The sequence below is a fragment of the Rhizobium sp. 25PS6 genome (genome assembly GCF_032464655.1).
GTDB lineage: Bacteria > Pseudomonadota > Alphaproteobacteria > Rhizobiales > Rhizobiaceae > Rhizobium > Rhizobium laguerreae.
Map to the genome: position 1 here is coordinate 87,277 of NZ_JAWDIV010000009.1, position 16,028 is coordinate 103,304.

The 16,028-nt window shown below is 62.7% G+C and carries 17 protein-coding genes; 15 read left to right on the plus strand and 2 right to left on the minus strand.

Annotation, left to right across the window (positions count from 1 at the left end; translation table 11 throughout):
- Positions 1-36: 36 nt before the first annotated feature.
- Positions 37-774 (minus strand): phosphonate metabolism transcriptional regulator PhnF, encoded by a 738-nt coding sequence (gene phnF, locus RWK44_RS14660; RefSeq protein WP_131640048.1) that lies wholly within the window; start codon positions 772-774, stop codon positions 37-39.
- A gap of 117 nt (positions 775-891) precedes the next feature.
- Here phnF and phnG point away from each other — a divergent pair, with 117 nt between their 5' ends.
- From phnG to RWK44_RS14735, 15 genes are all read left to right on the plus strand, one after another.
- On the plus strand, positions 892-1,368 hold the full coding sequence (gene phnG, locus RWK44_RS14665) for a phosphonate C-P lyase system protein PhnG (protein WP_168268146.1): 477 nt from the start codon (positions 892-894) through the stop codon (positions 1,366-1,368).
- Positions 1,368-1,976 (plus strand): phosphonate C-P lyase system protein PhnH, encoded by a 609-nt coding sequence (gene phnH, locus RWK44_RS14670; RefSeq protein ID WP_316028994.1) that lies wholly within the window; start codon positions 1,368-1,370, stop codon positions 1,974-1,976. Before phnG ends, phnH begins: the two co-directional genes overlap by 1 nt.
- A gap of 4 nt (positions 1,977-1,980) precedes the next feature.
- Positions 1,981-3,087 carry a carbon-phosphorus lyase complex subunit PhnI gene (locus RWK44_RS14675; RefSeq protein ID WP_131666592.1) on the plus strand — a complete coding sequence of 369 codons (1,107 nt, stop codon included), beginning with the start codon at positions 1,981-1,983 and terminating at the stop codon, positions 3,085-3,087.
- The gene (locus tag RWK44_RS14680) at positions 3,084-3,959 is read left to right on the plus strand and encodes an alpha-D-ribose 1-methylphosphonate 5-phosphate C-P-lyase PhnJ (RefSeq protein ID WP_131640051.1); all 876 of its coding nucleotides are present in this window, start codon (positions 3,084-3,086) and stop codon (positions 3,957-3,959) included. The genes RWK44_RS14675 and RWK44_RS14680 overlap by 4 nt, the downstream gene beginning before the upstream one ends.
- A complete protein-coding gene (gene phnK, locus RWK44_RS14685) occupies positions 3,956-4,732 on the plus strand; it encodes a phosphonate C-P lyase system protein PhnK (RefSeq protein WP_003544413.1) in 777 nt (258 codons plus the stop codon). The genes RWK44_RS14680 and phnK overlap by 4 nt, the downstream gene beginning before the upstream one ends.
- A 26-nt stretch (positions 4,733-4,758) precedes the next feature.
- Positions 4,759-5,466: a phosphonate C-P lyase system protein PhnL gene (gene phnL, locus RWK44_RS14690; protein WP_003544411.1), complete on the plus strand. Its 708-nt coding sequence runs from the start codon at positions 4,759-4,761 to the stop codon at positions 5,464-5,466.
- Entirely contained in the window at positions 5,463-6,080 is a 618-nt protein-coding gene (locus tag RWK44_RS14695; protein ID WP_029873731.1) for a DapH/DapD/GlmU-related protein, read from the plus strand. Before phnL ends, RWK44_RS14695 begins: the two co-directional genes overlap by 4 nt.
- A gap of 118 nt (positions 6,081-6,198) precedes the next feature.
- Positions 6,199-7,041, plus strand: a complete 843-nt coding sequence (gene phnC / locus RWK44_RS14700; protein ID WP_080635909.1) for a phosphonate ABC transporter ATP-binding protein — start codon at positions 6,199-6,201, stop codon at positions 7,039-7,041.
- A 73-nt stretch (positions 7,042-7,114) separates the two neighbouring features.
- Positions 7,115-8,026: a phosphonate ABC transporter substrate-binding protein gene (gene phnD / locus RWK44_RS14705; RefSeq protein WP_316028995.1), complete on the plus strand. Its 912-nt coding sequence runs from the start codon at positions 7,115-7,117 to the stop codon at positions 8,024-8,026.
- A gap of 68 nt (positions 8,027-8,094) precedes the next feature.
- A complete protein-coding gene (gene phnE, locus RWK44_RS14710; RefSeq protein ID WP_316028996.1) occupies positions 8,095-9,075 on the plus strand; it encodes a phosphonate ABC transporter, permease protein PhnE in 981 nt (326 codons plus the stop codon).
- The gene (gene phnE, locus RWK44_RS14715) at positions 9,075-10,427 is read left to right on the plus strand and encodes a phosphonate ABC transporter, permease protein PhnE (protein WP_316028997.1); all 1,353 of its coding nucleotides are present in this window, start codon (positions 9,075-9,077) and stop codon (positions 10,425-10,427) included. The genes phnE (RWK44_RS14710) and phnE (RWK44_RS14715) overlap by 1 nt, the downstream gene beginning before the upstream one ends.
- Positions 10,428-10,547: 120 nt before the next feature.
- The gene (locus RWK44_RS14720; protein WP_316028998.1) at positions 10,548-11,243 is read left to right on the plus strand and encodes a DUF1045 domain-containing protein; all 696 of its coding nucleotides are present in this window, start codon (positions 10,548-10,550) and stop codon (positions 11,241-11,243) included.
- Positions 11,244-11,256: 13 nt separating this feature from the next.
- Complete coding sequence (locus RWK44_RS14725; protein WP_316028999.1) at positions 11,257-12,396, plus strand: alpha-D-ribose 1-methylphosphonate 5-triphosphate diphosphatase; 1,140 nt, start codon at positions 11,257-11,259, stop codon at positions 12,394-12,396.
- Positions 12,393-12,989, plus strand: a complete 597-nt coding sequence (phnN, locus tag RWK44_RS14730) for a phosphonate metabolism protein/1,5-bisphosphokinase (PRPP-forming) PhnN (protein WP_316029000.1) — start codon at positions 12,393-12,395, stop codon at positions 12,987-12,989. The genes RWK44_RS14725 and phnN overlap by 4 nt, the downstream gene beginning before the upstream one ends.
- A gap of 19 nt (positions 12,990-13,008) precedes the next feature.
- Positions 13,009-13,512, plus strand: coding sequence for a GrpB family protein (locus RWK44_RS14735; protein WP_316029001.1), 504 nt, complete (start codon positions 13,009-13,011; stop codon positions 13,510-13,512).
- A gap of 35 nt (positions 13,513-13,547) precedes the next feature.
- Here RWK44_RS14735 and RWK44_RS14740 read toward each other — a convergent pair whose 3' ends face one another.
- Entirely contained in the window at positions 13,548-15,875 is a 2,328-nt protein-coding gene (locus RWK44_RS14740; protein WP_316029002.1) for a DNA translocase FtsK, read from the minus strand.
- Between the last annotated feature and the right edge of the window lie 153 nt (positions 15,876-16,028).

The following is a 16,028-nucleotide window of genomic DNA, read 5'->3' on the forward strand; positions in this document are numbered from 1 at the left end:
CAGCTGATCTTTCCCCGCTTCGGCGGGGAAAGGCGCTTAATTCTCGATGGTGAACTGTACCCGGTCGGCCGCGAAGCGGCTGACCGAATATTGCACCGGCACACCCTCAAGATCGGTATTCATCGCCTTGGCGATCAGAAGGATCGCGCCGGGGGTGAGTTCTAAGTCGGCCATATCGGCCGCACTGGCATGGGCGGCCGTCACCTCGGTCGTGGCGCGCACATAATCCGGCAGGCCGAGTTCGGCGAAAGCCTTGGTGATCGATTCCCCCGTCCGGTAAGCCTCACCGATACCGGCAAAGCGCTTGGCGGGAAACCAGCTCGTCGCCCTTGAAACCGGCCGCTTATCTGCCTGGCGCAATGTTTCCAGGCGGATCACCTGATCTCCTTGCTTCAGGCCCAGCCAGCGGGCGATCTCGGCACTCGCCTCCTCCTTCGCCTCATCGAGCAGAAGGCCTCGCATTTCACGGGCCTGATCGCCGATGCCGGCGGTGAAGCGCGTGCGCCTGGTGATCGGGAAATTCAGCCGCTCCTTGCGCTCGATCAGCGTGCCGCGGCCTTGTACCGCACGGACGATCCCCTCCTGCGCCAATGCCGCCAAAGCGCTGCGCACCGTATGCCGGTTGACGCCGAATTGCAGCGCCAGCATGGTTTCCGGCGGTACCATTCCCGTTTCGTCATAGGCTCCGGTGCTGATCGCCTCGCGAATCCGATCGGCGATCTGGCGCCAGAGCGCCACGCCGGTTTGCCTTTGCACCTGCTTCAATCCCGCCATTCCACCCCTGCCCACCCATTTAACTCGCGATGTCACACGCTTGTCACGACATCGATTTAGAGCTAAGTGTATCTTGTATAGTTGTCTATATCAATAGACATTTTAAGGGAAGCGGCGATGATATCAGCGGACAGGACAGACGCTGCGTCACAGACGGCATCCGGGCGCAAACGCGCCGCCGATCTGCTGGCGCGGGCGGAGCGGGGCGAACTTCAGGCGGTCTTCGATGCATTGCCGGAAAAGCCTGTGGCCCATCCGGTGCGCGGACCGGAGACCGGGCTGGTGATGGTGCGTGGACGCATCGGCGGCGGCGGCGCTCCCTTCAATCTCGGCGAAGTGACCGTGACGCGGGCGACGGTCCGGCTCGGCTCCGGTGCGGTCGGTCATGCGCAGGCGCTCGGCACCGACCGCGAGAAGGCCCGGCTTGCGGCGATCTTCGACGCGCTCTGGCAGGAGGAGGCGACGAAGGATTTCGTCGAACAGGCACTGCTTTTACCGATCACTGAGCGGATCGCCGATGCCGAACGCCGCAAGGCGGACGAGACGGCGGCAACCCGCGTCGATTTCTTCACCATGGTGCGGGGAGACAACTGATGGGCCTGAAGACAGAAGCTCTGACCGGCGGCTTTGCCGAGCCGGTCTTCCATGCCCAAAGCGTCTTCAAGATGCTGATGGACGGCATGGCCCGCCCCGGCACGATCCAGACGGTTCAGCCCGACGTCGCTCCGCCGGCGCCGCTCGGCATCGCCGCTGGCACGATCGCGCTGACGCTTTGCGACCACGACACGCCCGTCTGGCTTTCCCAGGGACTGGCGAGATCCGCCGTGCCGGAGTGGCTCGGCTTCCATACCGGCGCGCCGCTGACGACCGAAAAGGCCGAGGCGCGCTTTGCTTTCACCGAGGCTGGCACCGCACTTTCCTCCTTCGGCCTCTTTGCATCAGGTACGCAGGAATATCCCGACCGCTCGACGACCCTCGTCATCGAACTCGCCGAACTCGAGGGCGGCCGCATGCTGACGCTGATGGGTCCCGGCATCCAGAGTGTAGCGGAGATGGCGCCGGTCGGCCTGCCGGAGACCTTCCTGCGGCTCTGGACGGAGAACCGTGCGCTCTTTCCGCGCGGCGTCGACATCGTGCTGACGGCGGGTAAACGCTTCCTCTGCCTGCCGCGCACCACCAAGATCACAGCAACGGAGATCTGAGCTCATGTATGTTGCCGTCAAGGGTGGCGAGGCCGCCATTGCCAATGCCCACCGCCTGCTCGCCGACCGCCGCCGCGGCGATCGTTCGCTGCCGGCGATCGGCATCGACCAGATCGTGGCGCAGCTGGCACTCGCCGTCGACCGCGTCATGGCTGAGGCTTCGCTTTTCGACCGCACGCTCGCAGCCCTCGCCATCCGCCAATCGCGGGGCGACATGATCGAGGCGATCTTCCTGCTGCGCGCCTACCGCACGACGCTACCGCGTTTCGGCTATTCGAAGCCGCTCGACACGGCTGATATGACGATCGAACGCCGCATCTCGGCGACCTACAAGGATTTGCCGGGCGGCCAGCTTCTTGGGCCCACATTCGACTATACCCATCGCCTGCTCGATCCCTCGCTGCTTTCGGATGAGGCGGTGGAAACGCCCGCTCAGCGCCCCGCCGAGACCGGCCGCGTCATGCGCGTCTCCGAGATCCTCGGCGAGGAAGGCCTGATCGAGGCTGACGGCGACATGCCGGAAGATCACGAGATCGGCGACCTGACCCGCGAGCCGATGGAATTTCCGATGACCCGGGATCTCCGCCTGCAGGCGCTTGCCCGCGGCGACGAGGGCTTCCTGCTGGCGCTCGGTTACTCCACCCAGCGCGGCTATGGCCGCAATCACCCCTTCACCGGTGAAATCCGCATCGGCGACGTCGAGGTGGAATTCGACGTGCCGGAACTCGGTTTCGCCGTCTCGCTCGGCACGATCCAGATCACCGAATGCCAGATGGTCAACCAGTTCAAGGGTTCGGCCAAGGCACCGCCGCAATTCACCCGCGGCTACGGCCTGGTCTTCGGCCAGAGCGAGCGCAAGGCGATGGCGATGTCGCTGGTCGACCGGGCGCTTCGTGCCGAAGAGCTCGGCGAGGACATCACCGCGCCGGCCCAGGACGAGGAATTCGTCATCTCGCACTCCGACAACGTCCAGGCGACGGGCTTCGTCGAGCATCTGAAGCTTCCGCATTATGTGGACTTCCAGGCCGAACTCGATCTCGTCCGCCGCATGCGCCGCGAATTCGAAGCCGCCCGCAACGGTGGCGAAGACATGAAGGAAGCCGCCGAATGACCGATCTGGCCAGCTACAACTTCGCCTATCTCGACGAACAGACCAAGCGGATGATCCGCCGCGCCATCCTGAAGGCGATCGCCATTCCGGGTTACCAGGTGCCCTTCGCCTCGCGCGAAATGCCGATGCCCTATGGCTGGGGCACCGGCGGTGTGCAGGTGACGGCCTCGATCATCGGACCTGATGACGTGCTGAAGGTCATCGATCAGGGCGCCGACGACACGACCAACGCCGTTTCGATCCGCGCCTTCTTCCAGAAGGTCGCTAATGTCGCGGTGACGACGCATACCAAGGATGCGACGATCATCCAGACGCGCCACCGCATTCCCGAGGAAAAGCTTAGGCTCGGGCAGGTGCTCGTTTACCAGGTGCCGATCCCCGAGCCGCTACGTTTCCTCGAGCCGCGCGAGACCGAGACCCGCAAGATGCATGCGCTCGAAGAATACGGCCTCATGCATGTGAAGCTCTACGAGGACATCGCCCATAACGGCCGCATTTCGCGGACCTACGCCTACCCGGTGAAGGTCCATGGCCGCTATGTCATGGACCCGTCGCCGACGCCGAAATTCGACAATCCGAAGATGCACATGTCGGAGGCGCTGCAGCTCTTCGGCGCCGGACGCGAGAAGCGCATTTATGCGGTTCCGCCCTATACCGACGTCGTCAGCCTGGATTTCGAGGATTATCCCTTCGATATCCAGCGCTTCGACAAACCCTGCGCCCTTTGCGGCGCCGAGGACGTCTATCTCGACGAAGTGGTTCTCGACGATAAGGGCGGGCGGATGTTTGTCTGCTCCGATACCGATCATTGCGAAGACCGCCGCGAGCACGGCCATGTCGGCGAGATGCTGGCCCGGGAGGCTGCAGAATGAGCGACACCCCGCTTCTCAAAGTCCACGACGTTTCGAAATTCTACGGCAACCGCATCGGCTGCCGCGACGTCTCCTTCGAACTCTGGCCCGGCGAAGTGCTCGCCATCGTCGGTGAATCCGGCTCCGGCAAGACGACGCTGCTCAACTGCCTCTCCACCCGGCTGCTGCCGAGCACCGGCAGCGTGGAATATCACATGCGCGACGGAAGCTACCGCGATCTCTATCGCATGAACGAGGCCGAGCGACGTTTCCTGATGCGCACCGATTGGGGCTTCGTGCATCAGAACCCGGCCGACGGCCTGCGCATGACCGTTTCTGCCGGCGCTAATGTCGGCGAACGGCTGATGGCGATCGGCGACCGGCACTACGGCAAGATCCGCGCTTCGGCGATCGACTGGCTCGAACGCGTCGAGATCGACGCCGACCGCATCGACGACCAGCCGCGCGCCTTTTCGGGCGGCATGCGCCAGCGATTGCAGATCGCCCGCAACCTCGTCACCGGCCCGCGCCTCGTTTTCATGGACGAGCCGACCGGCGGCCTCGACGTCTCGGTGCAGGCGCGCCTGCTCGATCTCGTGCGCGGCCTCGTCAACGATCTCGGTCTCTCGGCCATCATCGTCACCCACGATCTCGCCGTCGCCCGCCTTCTCTCGCACCGGATGATGGTGATGAAGGACGGCTACGTCATCGAACACGGGCTCACCGACCGCGTGCTCGACGACCCGCGCGAACCCTATACGCAGCTGCTCGTCTCCTCGATCCTGCAGGTCTGAGGTCGGAAACCAAGGAAGAACAAATCATGGCAACGCCCCTCGTCGTTTCCGAAGTCTCGAAGAGCTTCACCATGCATCTGCGCGACGGCATCAAGCTACCTGTCGTCTCCGATGTCGCCTTCTCCGTCGCATCGGGCGAATGCGTCGTGCTCGGTGGCCCATCGGGCATCGGCAAGAGCTCGCTGCTCAAGATGATCTACGGCAATTACGCCGTCGACACCGGCCAGATCCTCATCCGCCACGACGGACGTATCGTCGATCTCGCCTCCACCGATCCGCGCACAGTGCTCAACGTCCGCCGCAATACGCTCGGTTATGTCAGCCAGTTCCTGCGCACCGTGCCGCGCGTCGCGGCGATCGACGTGGTTGCCGAACCGCTGGTGGCACGCGGCGAGGACGCCGTCACGGCACGGGAAAAGGCGGGCGCCCTGCTTGCCAGGCTCAACCTGCCGGAAACGCTCTGGCAGCTTCCGCCCGCCACCTTCTCCGGCGGCGAGCAGCAACGCGTCAATATCGCACGCGGCTTCATCACCGAGCACACGATCCTGCTTCTCGACGAGCCCACGGCCTCGCTCGATGCCAGGAACCGTGCCGTCGTCGTCGGCATGATCGCGGAAAAGAAGAAGGCGGGTGTGGCTCTTCTCGGCATCTTCCACGACGAAGAGGTGCGCGAAGCCGTCGCCGACCGCATCCTCGACGTCCAGCAGTTCTCACCCAGAAAGATCGCTGCATGAGCCGCAAGCTTGGCATCGAGCCGTACTTTCATGAGACGGCATCCGTCAGCGATTCCACTTTCGGGCGCTATACGGAGGTCTCTGAACGCTGCCGCATCAGCGAGGCCACGTTCGGCGACTATTCCTACATCATGCAGGATGGCTCCGTCTGGTGTGCGACGATCGGCAAGTTCGTCAATATCGCCGCCGCCGTGCGCATCAACGCCACCAACCATCCGACCTGGCGCGCGACACTGCATCATTTCACCTATCGCGCCGCCGACTATTGGCCGGACGGCGACGTGGAGACGGACTTCTTCGCCTGGCGGCGCGCAAACCGCGTGACGATCGGCAACGACGTCTGGATCGGCCACGGGGCGACGATCCTGCCCGGCGTCAACGTCGGCAACGGCGCGGTGATCGGAGCCGGCGCCGTCGTCTCAAAGGACGTCGCGCCCTATACGATCGTCGGCGGGGTGCCGGCCAAGCTCATCCGCGAGCGCTTTCCAAGAGAGGTCGGCGAACGGATGGACAGGCTTTCCTGGTGGGACTGGGAGCATGACCGGCTGCGCCAGGCGCTCGAGGATTTTCGCAACCTGGACGCGGAAGATTTCCTGTCCCGCTACGGCGGTTAAAACCCCCGATATGGGAGCGAAGAATTGTGACAGGACTTACACAAATATGACATGCGAGGTTCATCAAGCGGGACTAATGCGATGCTGATTAAGGCATGGATTGCAAGGGAAGAGCATGATGTTCGAGCTGAAGAATGTCACACGTCGTTTCGGAAAAAAGCTCGCTGTCGATTCCGTCACGCTCGCCATTCCCCAAGGCCAGATGGTCGGCATCATCGGCCGCTCCGGCGCCGGCAAGTCGACGCTGCTGCGCATGATCAACCGCCTTCAGGAGCCGAGCTCCGGCTCCGTTCATTTCGCCGGCGTCGAGGTCTCCGGGCTTCGCGGCCAGGCGTTGCGCAACTGGCAGCGCGACTGCGCGATGATCTTCCAGCAGTTCAACCTGGTGCCGCGCCTCGACGTTCTCACCAATGTCATGCTCGGCCGCCTCAATCATCGCTCGACGCTTATGAGCCTGCTCAACATCTTCACCCGCGAGGAACGCGTGCATGCCATCGCGGCACTCGAACGCCTCGGCATCGAGCAGACGGCGCTTCAGGCAGCCGGCACGCTTTCCGGCGGCCAGCAGCAGCGCGTGGCGATCGCCCGCGCGCTGATGCAGAACCCGAAAATGGTGCTCGCCGACGAGCCGATCGCCTCGCTCGATCCGCTGAACGCCAAGATCGTCATGGATGCGCTGCGCGATATCAACGAGCGCGAGGGCATCACCGTCATCACCAACCTTCACACGCTCGACACCGCCCGCAACTATTGTGAGCGCATCGTCGGCATGGCCGGCGGCCGCGTCGTCTTCGACGGCAAGCCCTCGGAGCTGACTGCCGAAGCGGTGAAGGAAATCTACGGGACGGACAAGGACGGCGCCGGCATCGACGAAACGATGACCTCAACCAGCCTCGAATCCAAGCGTCGCGCCGAGGATATCTCATCCGGCAGGGTGGCCAAAGCAGCCGCCGTGCACTGACCCGTTTCCGGCCGACGGGACAACGGTCGGAAAAATAACTGACAAACAAACCATGTCACAAAAGGAGACTTCCATGTCTGCATTCCGCAAGATCCTGATGGCAACCATCGCCGTCGCCGCCCTCGCCGGCAATGCTGCTGCCCAGGACGTCAAGGTCCTCCGCATCGGTCTCGATGGCGGTGAAAACGAAGCCGACCAGGTTCGCCGCACCGAGTGCGTCAAGCCGGGCCTGATCGCTGCCACTGGCGTTTCTGAAGTTCAGCTCTTCCCGTCGCCGAACTACAACGGCGTCATCCAGGGTCTCCTTGGCGGCACGATCGACCTCGCCGTCATGGGCGCCGCCTCTTACGCCGCGATCTATATCAAGGATCCGAACGCCGTCACTCCGGTCCTGACCACCAAGCAGGCCGACGGTTCGACCGGATACTACTCGATCATGGTTGCCCGCAAGGATTCCGGCATCAAGACGCTCGCCGACGCCAAGGGCAAGAAGCTCGGCTTCGCCGATCCGGACTCTACCTCCGGCTATCTTGTTCCTAACGTTGCCCTTCCGAAGGACACCGGCGCTCCAGTCAAGCAGTACTTCTCTGAAACCGGCTTCGGCGGCGGCCACGAGAACCTGGTTCTCGGCGTTCTCGACAAAAAGTTCGACGTTGGTACCACCTTCGGTTCCGGTCAGGGCGACTGGGCGCAGGGCTATTCCTCCGGCAACCTGCACCAGATGGTCACCAAGGGCCTGCTCGACATGGACGATATCGTCGAAGTCTGGAAGTCGCCGCTCATCCCGAACGGTCCGCTGATGGTTTCCCAGAAGCTGCCGGCCGACGTCCAGAAGAAGGTTACCACCTACTTCGCCGAACTGCCGAAGACAGACAAGAGCTGCTTCGAATCGTTCACGGGCGGCGGCTACGTTGATTGGGCGCCGGTCGACCAGAGCTTCTACCAGACGATCATCGACGCCCGTAAGGCCGTTATCGGCGGCTGATCCTCAGTCTGAACAGTCTTGCGGCGGCATCATGATGATGCCGCCGTTTTCCAAGAAGGAAGCCACATATGGCGCACTCGGCCGGCGCGGACTCTCTGAGCGGATTGCAGGAGGGCTCCCGCACCATCCTCGATCATTATCAGAGCCAGGTTCGAACGCGGCGGATCTATACCGTCGTTTCAATCGTGGTCTTCCTGATCATCCTCGGCGCCTCGCTCGACTTCGCCAACAGCGCCAATTCGGGCAAGTTCTTCGAGCGCCTTCCCTATTTCTTCGACTTCATGAAGAGCTTCGTGCCGGACAGTCCGCTGGAGATCTTCCGCGCCATGTTCGACCTGCCGTCGCCCTTCTCCGATGGTTCGATCAAATACGACTATACAAGCGACCGCGTCTGGATCACCGATAGTTTCTACATCCCGAATTTCTTCTACCAGCTCGCGATCACGCTCAACATCGCCATCGTCTCCACCATTCTCGGTGCGAGCGGCGCGTTCTTGCTCTGCTTTTTCGCTTCCACCAATCTGGTCGGTGCAGGCGTGACGCGCTGGGTCGTGCGGCGCATCATGGAAATCATGCGCGCCTTCCCGGAAATCGTCGTCGCCGGTCTTCTCGCCGCGATCCTGTCGATCGGTCCGATTTCAGCGATCATCGCGGTATGGGTCCATACCGTCGGCGCGCTTGGGAAGCTGTTCTTCGAAGTCGTCGAGAATGCCGACATGAAGCCGGATGAAGGGCTGCGCGCCGCCGGCGCCAGCTGGCTGGAGCGTGTGCGCTTCGCGATCCTGCCGCAGGTGTTGCCGAACTTCGTCTCCTACACGCTGCTGCGGACTGAGATCAACGTGCGCGCCTCGACTATAATCGGCGCCGTCGGCGGCGGTGGCATAGGTGAGGTCTTCAGTCTGTCGATCGGACGCGACCATGCTGCCAAGACCTATGCGATCATCATCCTGCTGCTGATCACCGTCATTTGCGTCGACCAATTCTCCGCCTGGCTGCGCCGCCGGCTGATCGGCAAGCAGTCCTTCGAATTCGGACAGGGAGCAGCCTGATGTCCTCGGTTCCGACGATCAACGCCGCCGAGCGCGAACGACTGCTTTCCGCCTATCCGGACGTCTTCCATCGCAGCTTCATGCAACGCTGGGGTCTGCTCCTCATTTCAGCTGCGGTTTTCATTTATCTTGCCTTCTGCTTCGCGTTCTTCAACGTCATCCCCACCTTTGTGAACGGCAACTGGGACCGTGCTGCGATCTATGTCCAGGACTGGTATTCCTGGCGCGCCCAGCCGCGCCTGCGTTTCCAGAACGATCAGGTCGTCCCCCAATGGACGAGCCGCCGCCAGTATCCCGAGGGCGCCGATATCAACTGGCTGAAGCCCAATGCCGACAGCAGCCGATACACCGTCATCTTCGGTGGCGACGAGGACCGCATGGAAGTGACGCCGAGCCGCGTCGACCTCTATATCGGCGGCAAGCTCTATCCCGTGACCGTCACCCGCGATCGCGCCTCCCTGCCGGCCGATGCGCCTGCCCAGATGGAGCAGGACGACAACAAGGTGATCGTCTATTACGGCTTCGCGGGACAGGCGGAAATCCGTACCAGCCAGGTCTATGTCCAGCGCCGCTTTCTCGGCTGGGCGAACTTCTTCTTCGATACGCAGTCGCCCTTCTGGGGCCGGAACCTGCCTGAGGTGGTCGGCCTGATGTTCTCCGGCGAACGGCTCGATCCCAATCAGTCCAATGCCTCGCTGGCGTTGGACAACTTCCTGAACAACGCAAGCTGGCAGCATGGCGACATCCTGTCGAAGTTGATGCAGACGCTGGTCATGGCCTTTGTCGGTACGCTCTTCGGCACGCTGGTCGCTTTCCCGCTTGCCTTCATCGCCGCGCGCAACATCACGCGGAGCCGCGCTGCGAACTGGGGCACGAAGCGGCTCTTCGATTTCCTGCGCTCGATCGACATGCTGATCTGGGCGTTGTTCTTCACCCGTGCCTTCGGCCCAGGGCCGCTTCCGGGCATCGCGGCGATCTTCTTCACCGATACGGGCGCGCTCGGAAAGGTATATGCCGAAGCGCTCGAGAACATTGACGACAAACAGCGTGAGGGCGTGAGATCGGTCGGTGCGACACCGGTGGCCGTCCAACGCTACGGCGTCATCCCCCAGGTCCTGCCGGTGTTCATCTCGCAATCGCTCTACTTCTGGGAATCGAATACCCGCTCGGCGACCGTCATCGGCGCCGTCGGTGCGGGCGGCATCGGCCTCAAGCTGCTCGAATCCATGAAGACCAATTCGGACTGGGACAAAGTCGCCTATATGGTCCTGCTGATCCTCCTCGTGGTCTTCGCCTTCGACAACCTCTCGAATGCGCTGCGTTCGCGCGTGATGGGAAAAAAGGGCCACTGACGAATTGACGCCATCATCATTCTGTCACGGAAATCTTTTAGCCGGGAGCCTGCTTGCGGTTCGCCGCCAAATCACTGCACAGTGCGCTCCCCCGTTTGGACGATCCCCAGGATAAAAGCCTTGCGCTACGCTCTCTATTTCTCGCCGCCGAAGGATGATCCCCTGACCGGCGCGGCCTCGTTCTGGCTCGGCCGCAATGCCTTCACCGGCGAGACCTATCCTGCACCGGAACATGAGCAGCTGGGTGCTGCAGAACAGTTCGAGCTGACCGCCGACCCCCGCCGCTACGGCTTTCACGCCACGATCAAGGCGCCGTTCTCACTCGCCTCCTCCGTCACCGAGAAGGATCTCATGGCCGTTGCCGAGGATTTTGCCCAGCGCACGCAAGCCTTCGAGATTCCTGAACTTGTGCTTGGCCAGCTCGGCCGTTTTTTTGCCCTCGTTCCCGGTTCTCTTCATCAACCGCTTCAGGATTTCGCCGCGAAGGTGGTAAGGTCGTTCGAGCCGTTCCGCGCAGCACTTTCCGAGGCCGATATGACGCGGCGCAACCCGGAGAAGCTCAGCGACAGCCAGCGCGCCCATCTGCAACGCTGGGGTTATCCTTACGTCATGGAGGATTTCGGCTTTCACATGACACTGAGCGGCCAGGTGCCCGAGACACGCGCCGCGGTGATGAAAGCGATCCTGACCGAGCGCTTTGCCGATTTCACCGGCCGGCCGCTTTCGATTTCCGGCCTTGCCGTTTTCATCGAGGAGACGCGCGGCGCCCCATTCAAAGTTCATTCCTGGCTGCCGCTTGCCGGCGCCAAAAGCTGAAAGACCTGACGCCATGAGCAAAGAGACCGTGTTTTCCAACGCCCGCATCGTTCTCGAGGACGACATCCTCTCGGGCTCGATCCTCATTCGCGACGGGAAGATCGCCGATATCTCCGAGGGCAACTCGGTAGCCGGCGAAGATTTTGAAGGCGACTACATCATTCCCGGCCTTGTAGAGCTGCACACCGACCATCTCGAAGGGCATTATCAGCCGCGCCCCGGCATCCGCTGGAACAAGACCGCCGCCATCCAGGCGCATGACGCCCAGATCGTCACATCAGGCATCACCACTGTGTTCGACTGCCTGCGCATGGGTGCGGACGAGGACGGCGGCTTCGAACATGGCGAAATGCGCGAGATGGCCGATGCCATCCAGTCGGCGGAGACGGAAGGCAGGCTGCGCGCCGAGCACCTCATCCACCTGCGCTGCGAGGTCTCGGCCGACAATGTGCTCGAACATTTCGCCGATTTCGAAAACGACCGGCATGTGCGGCTCGTCTCGCTGATGGATCATGCACCCGGCCAGCGTCAGTTCCAGACGATGGATCAGTATATTTTCTACTACCAGAAGAAGCGGGGGCTGAGCGACGAGGCCTTCGCCCGTTTCGTCGCCAAGCGCCAGGCAGAATCGGCGCGCAATTCGACGCCGCACCGCACCGCCATCGCCAATGTCTGCGCCGAGCGCGGCATCACCGTGGCAAGCCATGATGATGCGACGCTCTCGCATGTCGACGAAGCGATCGACAACGGCGTGCGCCTGGCCGAATTCCCGACCAGCTTCGATGCCGCCCGGGCATCGCACGGACACGGCATGAGCGTACTGATGGGGGCGCCGAACATCGTGCGCGGTAAGTCGCATTCCGGCAATATCGCCGCCCGCGACCTTGCCGAAATGGGGGTGCTCGACGTGCTTTCCTCCGACTACGTACCGCTCAGCCTGCTGCATGCGCCGTTCATCCTCGCCGACGAGGTGGAGAGCATCAGCCTGCCGAAGGCGATCGCCATGGTGACGTCGACGCCCGCCCGCACCGTCAGTCTCGATGACCGCGGCCGGATCGCGGCGGGGCTGCGCGCCGATCTCGTGCGCGTCCACCGTTCGCACGGCGTGCCGGTGACACGCTCGGTCTGGCGCCAGGGACACCGTGTCGCATGATGTCGCACGAACCCCACCCCGGAGCCGGAGCCGAGCGCGGCATCATGGTCGTCGTCGTCGGACCGAGCGGCGCTGGCAAGGACACGCTGATGAACCTCGCGGCCCGGCGTTTCAAGGGCCGCGACGATGTGCATTTCGTCCGCCGCGTCATCACCCGTCACCGTGACGCCGGCGGCGAAGACCATCTTTCCGTCTCCCTCGAAGGTTTTGCCTCCATGGAGCAGTCAGGCTCCTTCGCCGTCTGGTGGGAAGCGCATGGCCTGAAATACGGCATTCCGGCCGAGGTTTCGGTGGCGCTGTCAAGGGGCCATGTCGTCGTCGCCAACGGCTCGCGCTCGGCGCTTCATCGCTTCCAGGCCGCCTTCCCGCGGCTGAAGGTCATCAACGTTACCGCCAGTCCAGAGGTGCTCGCCGGCCGGCTGGAGGCGCGCGGCCGCGAGACGCATGAGGATATCATGGCCCGGCTTGCCCGCGGACCACTGACGGTGCGCGGCGAATATGACGTGGTGGAGCTCGACAATAGCGGCTCGCTCGAAGAGGCCGAGCAGAAGATGATCGAGATCCTCGACGGATTGCTGACCAAGGCGCCCTGACCAGATCGAGAGGAAGGGCATGCGCGTCATCAAGGTGGTCGACTACGATCCTTCCTGGCCGCGGCTGTTTGCCGAGATCAGCACCGAGGTCTCCGCGTTGCTCGGCGACTGCCTGCTTTCCATCGATCATATCGGCAGCACATCAGTGGCTGGCCTGGCGGCCAAGCCGAAGATCGACCTCGATGCCGTGATGATATCCGAGGCATTCCTGCCGGCGGCGATCGAGGTCGTGCGCGCGGCGGATTTCGTCTTCCACGGCGATACAGGAGAGCAACGCTGGGCCTTCACGCGCGATCGTGAAGGTTATGGCTTCAAGCTCTATCTTTGCGGGCCTAATAATCGCGCGCATCGGGAGCGCATTCTGTTTCGCGATTATCTCAGGGATCACACCGAGAGGGCCAAGGCCTATGCCGATCTGAAACGCCAGCTGGCTGCGGAGGCAGACGGCGATTGGGATTTTTATACCGGCGGAAAGACCGAGTTTGTCAGCGAGACGGTTCGGCTGGCTGCCTCGATGATGTAAAACAGGAATCCGTCAGACGCCCTGGCCGCCGGCGATTACTCGCCGTCGCCCCGTCCCGATACGATCTCGCGCTTGCCGACATGGTTGGCGGGGCCGACGAGGCCTTCCTTTTCCATGCGTTCCACCAATGAGGCAGCGCGGTTGTAGCCGATGCCGAGGCGGCGCTGGATGTAGGAGGTCGAGCATTTCTTGTCACGCATGACGACCTTGACCGCCTGCTCGTAAAGCTCGTTGCCATCCTCCGAAGCCATGGCGCTCTTGTCGAAGACGGCGCCGGCTTCTTCCTCTTCCGTCTCTTCCTCCTCGTCGGCGGTGACGGTGTCGAGATATTCCGGGCGGCCCTGGGTCTTCAGATGGGCAACGACCTTTTCGACCTCGACATCCGAGACGAAGGGACCGTGGACACGGGAAATCCGCCCGCCGCCCTGCATATGCAGCATATCTCCCTGACCGAGCAGCTGCTCGGCGCCCTGTTCGCCGAGAATGGTGCGGCTGTCGATCTTCGAGGTCACCTGGAAGGAGATGCGGGTCGGGAAGTTCGCCTTGATCGTGCCGGTGATGACGTCGACCGACGGACGCTGTGTCGCCATGATCAGATGGATGCCGGCGGCACGCGCCATCTGGGCGAGGCGTTGGATCGCACCTTCGATGTCCTTGCCGGCGACCATCATCAGGTCGGCCATCTCGTCGACGATGACGACGATATAAGGCATCGGCGTCAGGTCCAGTGCCTGGCTTTCCTCGATCGGAGTGCCGGTGCCCTTGTCGAAGCCGACCTGGACCATGACATGGATGGTCTCGCCCTTTTCGCGGGCCTGGGCGACGCGGTCGTTGTAACCGTCGATGTTGCGGACACCAAGGCGCGACATCTTGCGATAGCGCTCTTCCATTTCGCGCACGGCCCATTTCAGCGCCATGACCGCCTTTTTCGGATCGGTGACGACGGGCGTCAGCAGATGCGGGATGCCGTCATAGACAGACAGTTCGAGCATCTTCGGGTCGACCATGATCAGCCGGCACTGTTCCGGCGTCATGCGGTAGAGCAGCGACAGGATCATCGTATTGATGGCGACCGACTTGCCGGAACCGGTGGTGCCGGCGACGAGCAGATGCGGCATCTTGGCGAGCTCGGCAATGACAGGTTCGCCGCCGATGGTCTTGCCGAGGCCGAGCGCCAGCTTGTAGCCACTCTTCTCGAAATCCTGGCTCTCGATCATCTCGCGGAAGTAAACGGTTTCGCGTGTGACATTCGGCAATTCGATGCCGATGACGTTGCGGCCGGGGACCACGGCAACGCGGGCCGAGAGCGCCGACATAGAGCGGGCGATATCATCGGCAAGGCCGATGACACGCGACGATTTCACACCCGGCGCCGGCTCGAATTCATAGAGGGTGACGACGGGGCCGGGACGGACATGGATGATCTCGCCCTTGATGCCGAAATCTTCCAGCACGCTTTCCAGAAGCCCGGCATTCTGCTCCAGCGTCTCCTGCGACATGATCTCGCCCAAGCGTTCCGGAGGCTCCTGCAGAAGGGCACGCGGCGGCAATTCATAGCCGGATGCATCGATCCTTTCGGGCCTCACCGCCAGGCGCGGCGACGGCAGGACCGCTGCGACGGGCGGCGTGCGCTGCGGCGCCGGCGCGACCTGAGGGGGCGATACGATGTGAGGAGCCGGCGCAGCCCGGGGGGCCGGCGCGACCGGTGCCTCGACAGGAATGCGCCTGGGCTTTTCCAGGGATATTGCGGCCGCAGGGCGCACGGCGACCTTTGCGGAGACCGCGGCCGGCTGGGGGGCCGGGCGAGAGACGACGGGAGCCGGAGCCGGCCGGCCGGGGCGCCATTCCATGATCCGGAACAGCGACGTGATCGATTCGGGCGAGGTCTCGGTCTTCGGGAAGGATATCAACGGCGGCGCGCGAACCGGCTCGACCTCTTCGAAGGCCATGACTTCCCAGAAGGCGAAATCCGAAATGGAGGAAAGCTCGGCGCTGGCGCGGAAGGCGGGCGCGCCGGGCTCGTCAAGCAAAGGTGCCTGCTGCAGTTCGATCCTGTGCGGTGCTGCGGAAATTTCGTCCGGCTCCGGCAGATAGATATCGAACGGCACATCAACGGCAACCGGCTCTATCCGTATCGCCTGCTGTCCAATCTGCGAATCATCGCGAACCGGCTCATTCGGCGCGCGCCGCCTGCTGATCAGCGTTTCCGGCGTGCGGGTGAAACGGACGTTCGGCGCGAGGGAAAAGTTGCTCTGCCAGATGGGCGCCGCCGGCTTCTCCCCTGGGTTTTCCTCCGGAAGGTCCGTTTCAATCTCGCTGGAAAAATCTCCGGCATCCGTCAAATTGGTTCTGGGAAAACGCATGCGTCCGCTACTCACTCATGCTTTGCAAATTACGACCCTACCGGGATAGAAAAGGAAGGTTAATAAGTTCCTTCCAGCCGTATCGTTCCGATACGACCCCTTGGGATAAATCGCTGCACTTTCAATGAGTTCTGGCAGTGAGAAAAATCTTTG

Coding starts and splice junctions, on each gene's coding strand:
- RWK44_RS14725 (WP_316028999.1), top strand. CDS start 11,257: ATGAGCAAAGAGACCGTGTTTTCCAACGCCCGCATCGTTCTCGAGGAC.
- RWK44_RS14740 (WP_316029002.1), bottom strand. CDS start 15,875: ATGCGTTTTCCCAGAACCAATTTGACGGATGCCGGAGATTTTTCCAGC.
- phnN (WP_316029000.1), top strand. CDS start 12,393: ATGATGTCGCACGAACCCCACCCCGGAGCCGGAGCCGAGCGCGGCATC.
- phnG (WP_168268146.1), top strand. CDS start 892: ATGATATCAGCGGACAGGACAGACGCTGCGTCACAGACGGCATCCGGG.
- phnF (WP_131640048.1), bottom strand. CDS start 774: ATGGCGGGATTGAAGCAGGTGCAAAGGCAAACCGGCGTGGCGCTCTGG.
- phnD (WP_316028995.1), top strand. CDS start 7,115: ATGTCTGCATTCCGCAAGATCCTGATGGCAACCATCGCCGTCGCCGCC.
- phnH (WP_316028994.1), top strand. CDS start 1,368: ATGGGCCTGAAGACAGAAGCTCTGACCGGCGGCTTTGCCGAGCCGGTC.
- RWK44_RS14680 (WP_131640051.1), top strand. CDS start 3,084: ATGACCGATCTGGCCAGCTACAACTTCGCCTATCTCGACGAACAGACC.
- phnL (WP_003544411.1), top strand. CDS start 4,759: ATGGCAACGCCCCTCGTCGTTTCCGAAGTCTCGAAGAGCTTCACCATG.
- phnE (WP_316028997.1), top strand. CDS start 9,075: ATGTCCTCGGTTCCGACGATCAACGCCGCCGAGCGCGAACGACTGCTT.
- RWK44_RS14675 (WP_131666592.1), top strand. CDS start 1,981: ATGTATGTTGCCGTCAAGGGTGGCGAGGCCGCCATTGCCAATGCCCAC.
- phnE (WP_316028996.1), top strand. CDS start 8,095: ATGGCGCACTCGGCCGGCGCGGACTCTCTGAGCGGATTGCAGGAGGGC.
- RWK44_RS14695 (WP_029873731.1), top strand. CDS start 5,463: ATGAGCCGCAAGCTTGGCATCGAGCCGTACTTTCATGAGACGGCATCC.
- RWK44_RS14735 (WP_316029001.1), top strand. CDS start 13,009: ATGCGCGTCATCAAGGTGGTCGACTACGATCCTTCCTGGCCGCGGCTG.
- phnC (WP_080635909.1), top strand. CDS start 6,199: ATGTTCGAGCTGAAGAATGTCACACGTCGTTTCGGAAAAAAGCTCGCT.
- phnK (WP_003544413.1), top strand. CDS start 3,956: ATGAGCGACACCCCGCTTCTCAAAGTCCACGACGTTTCGAAATTCTAC.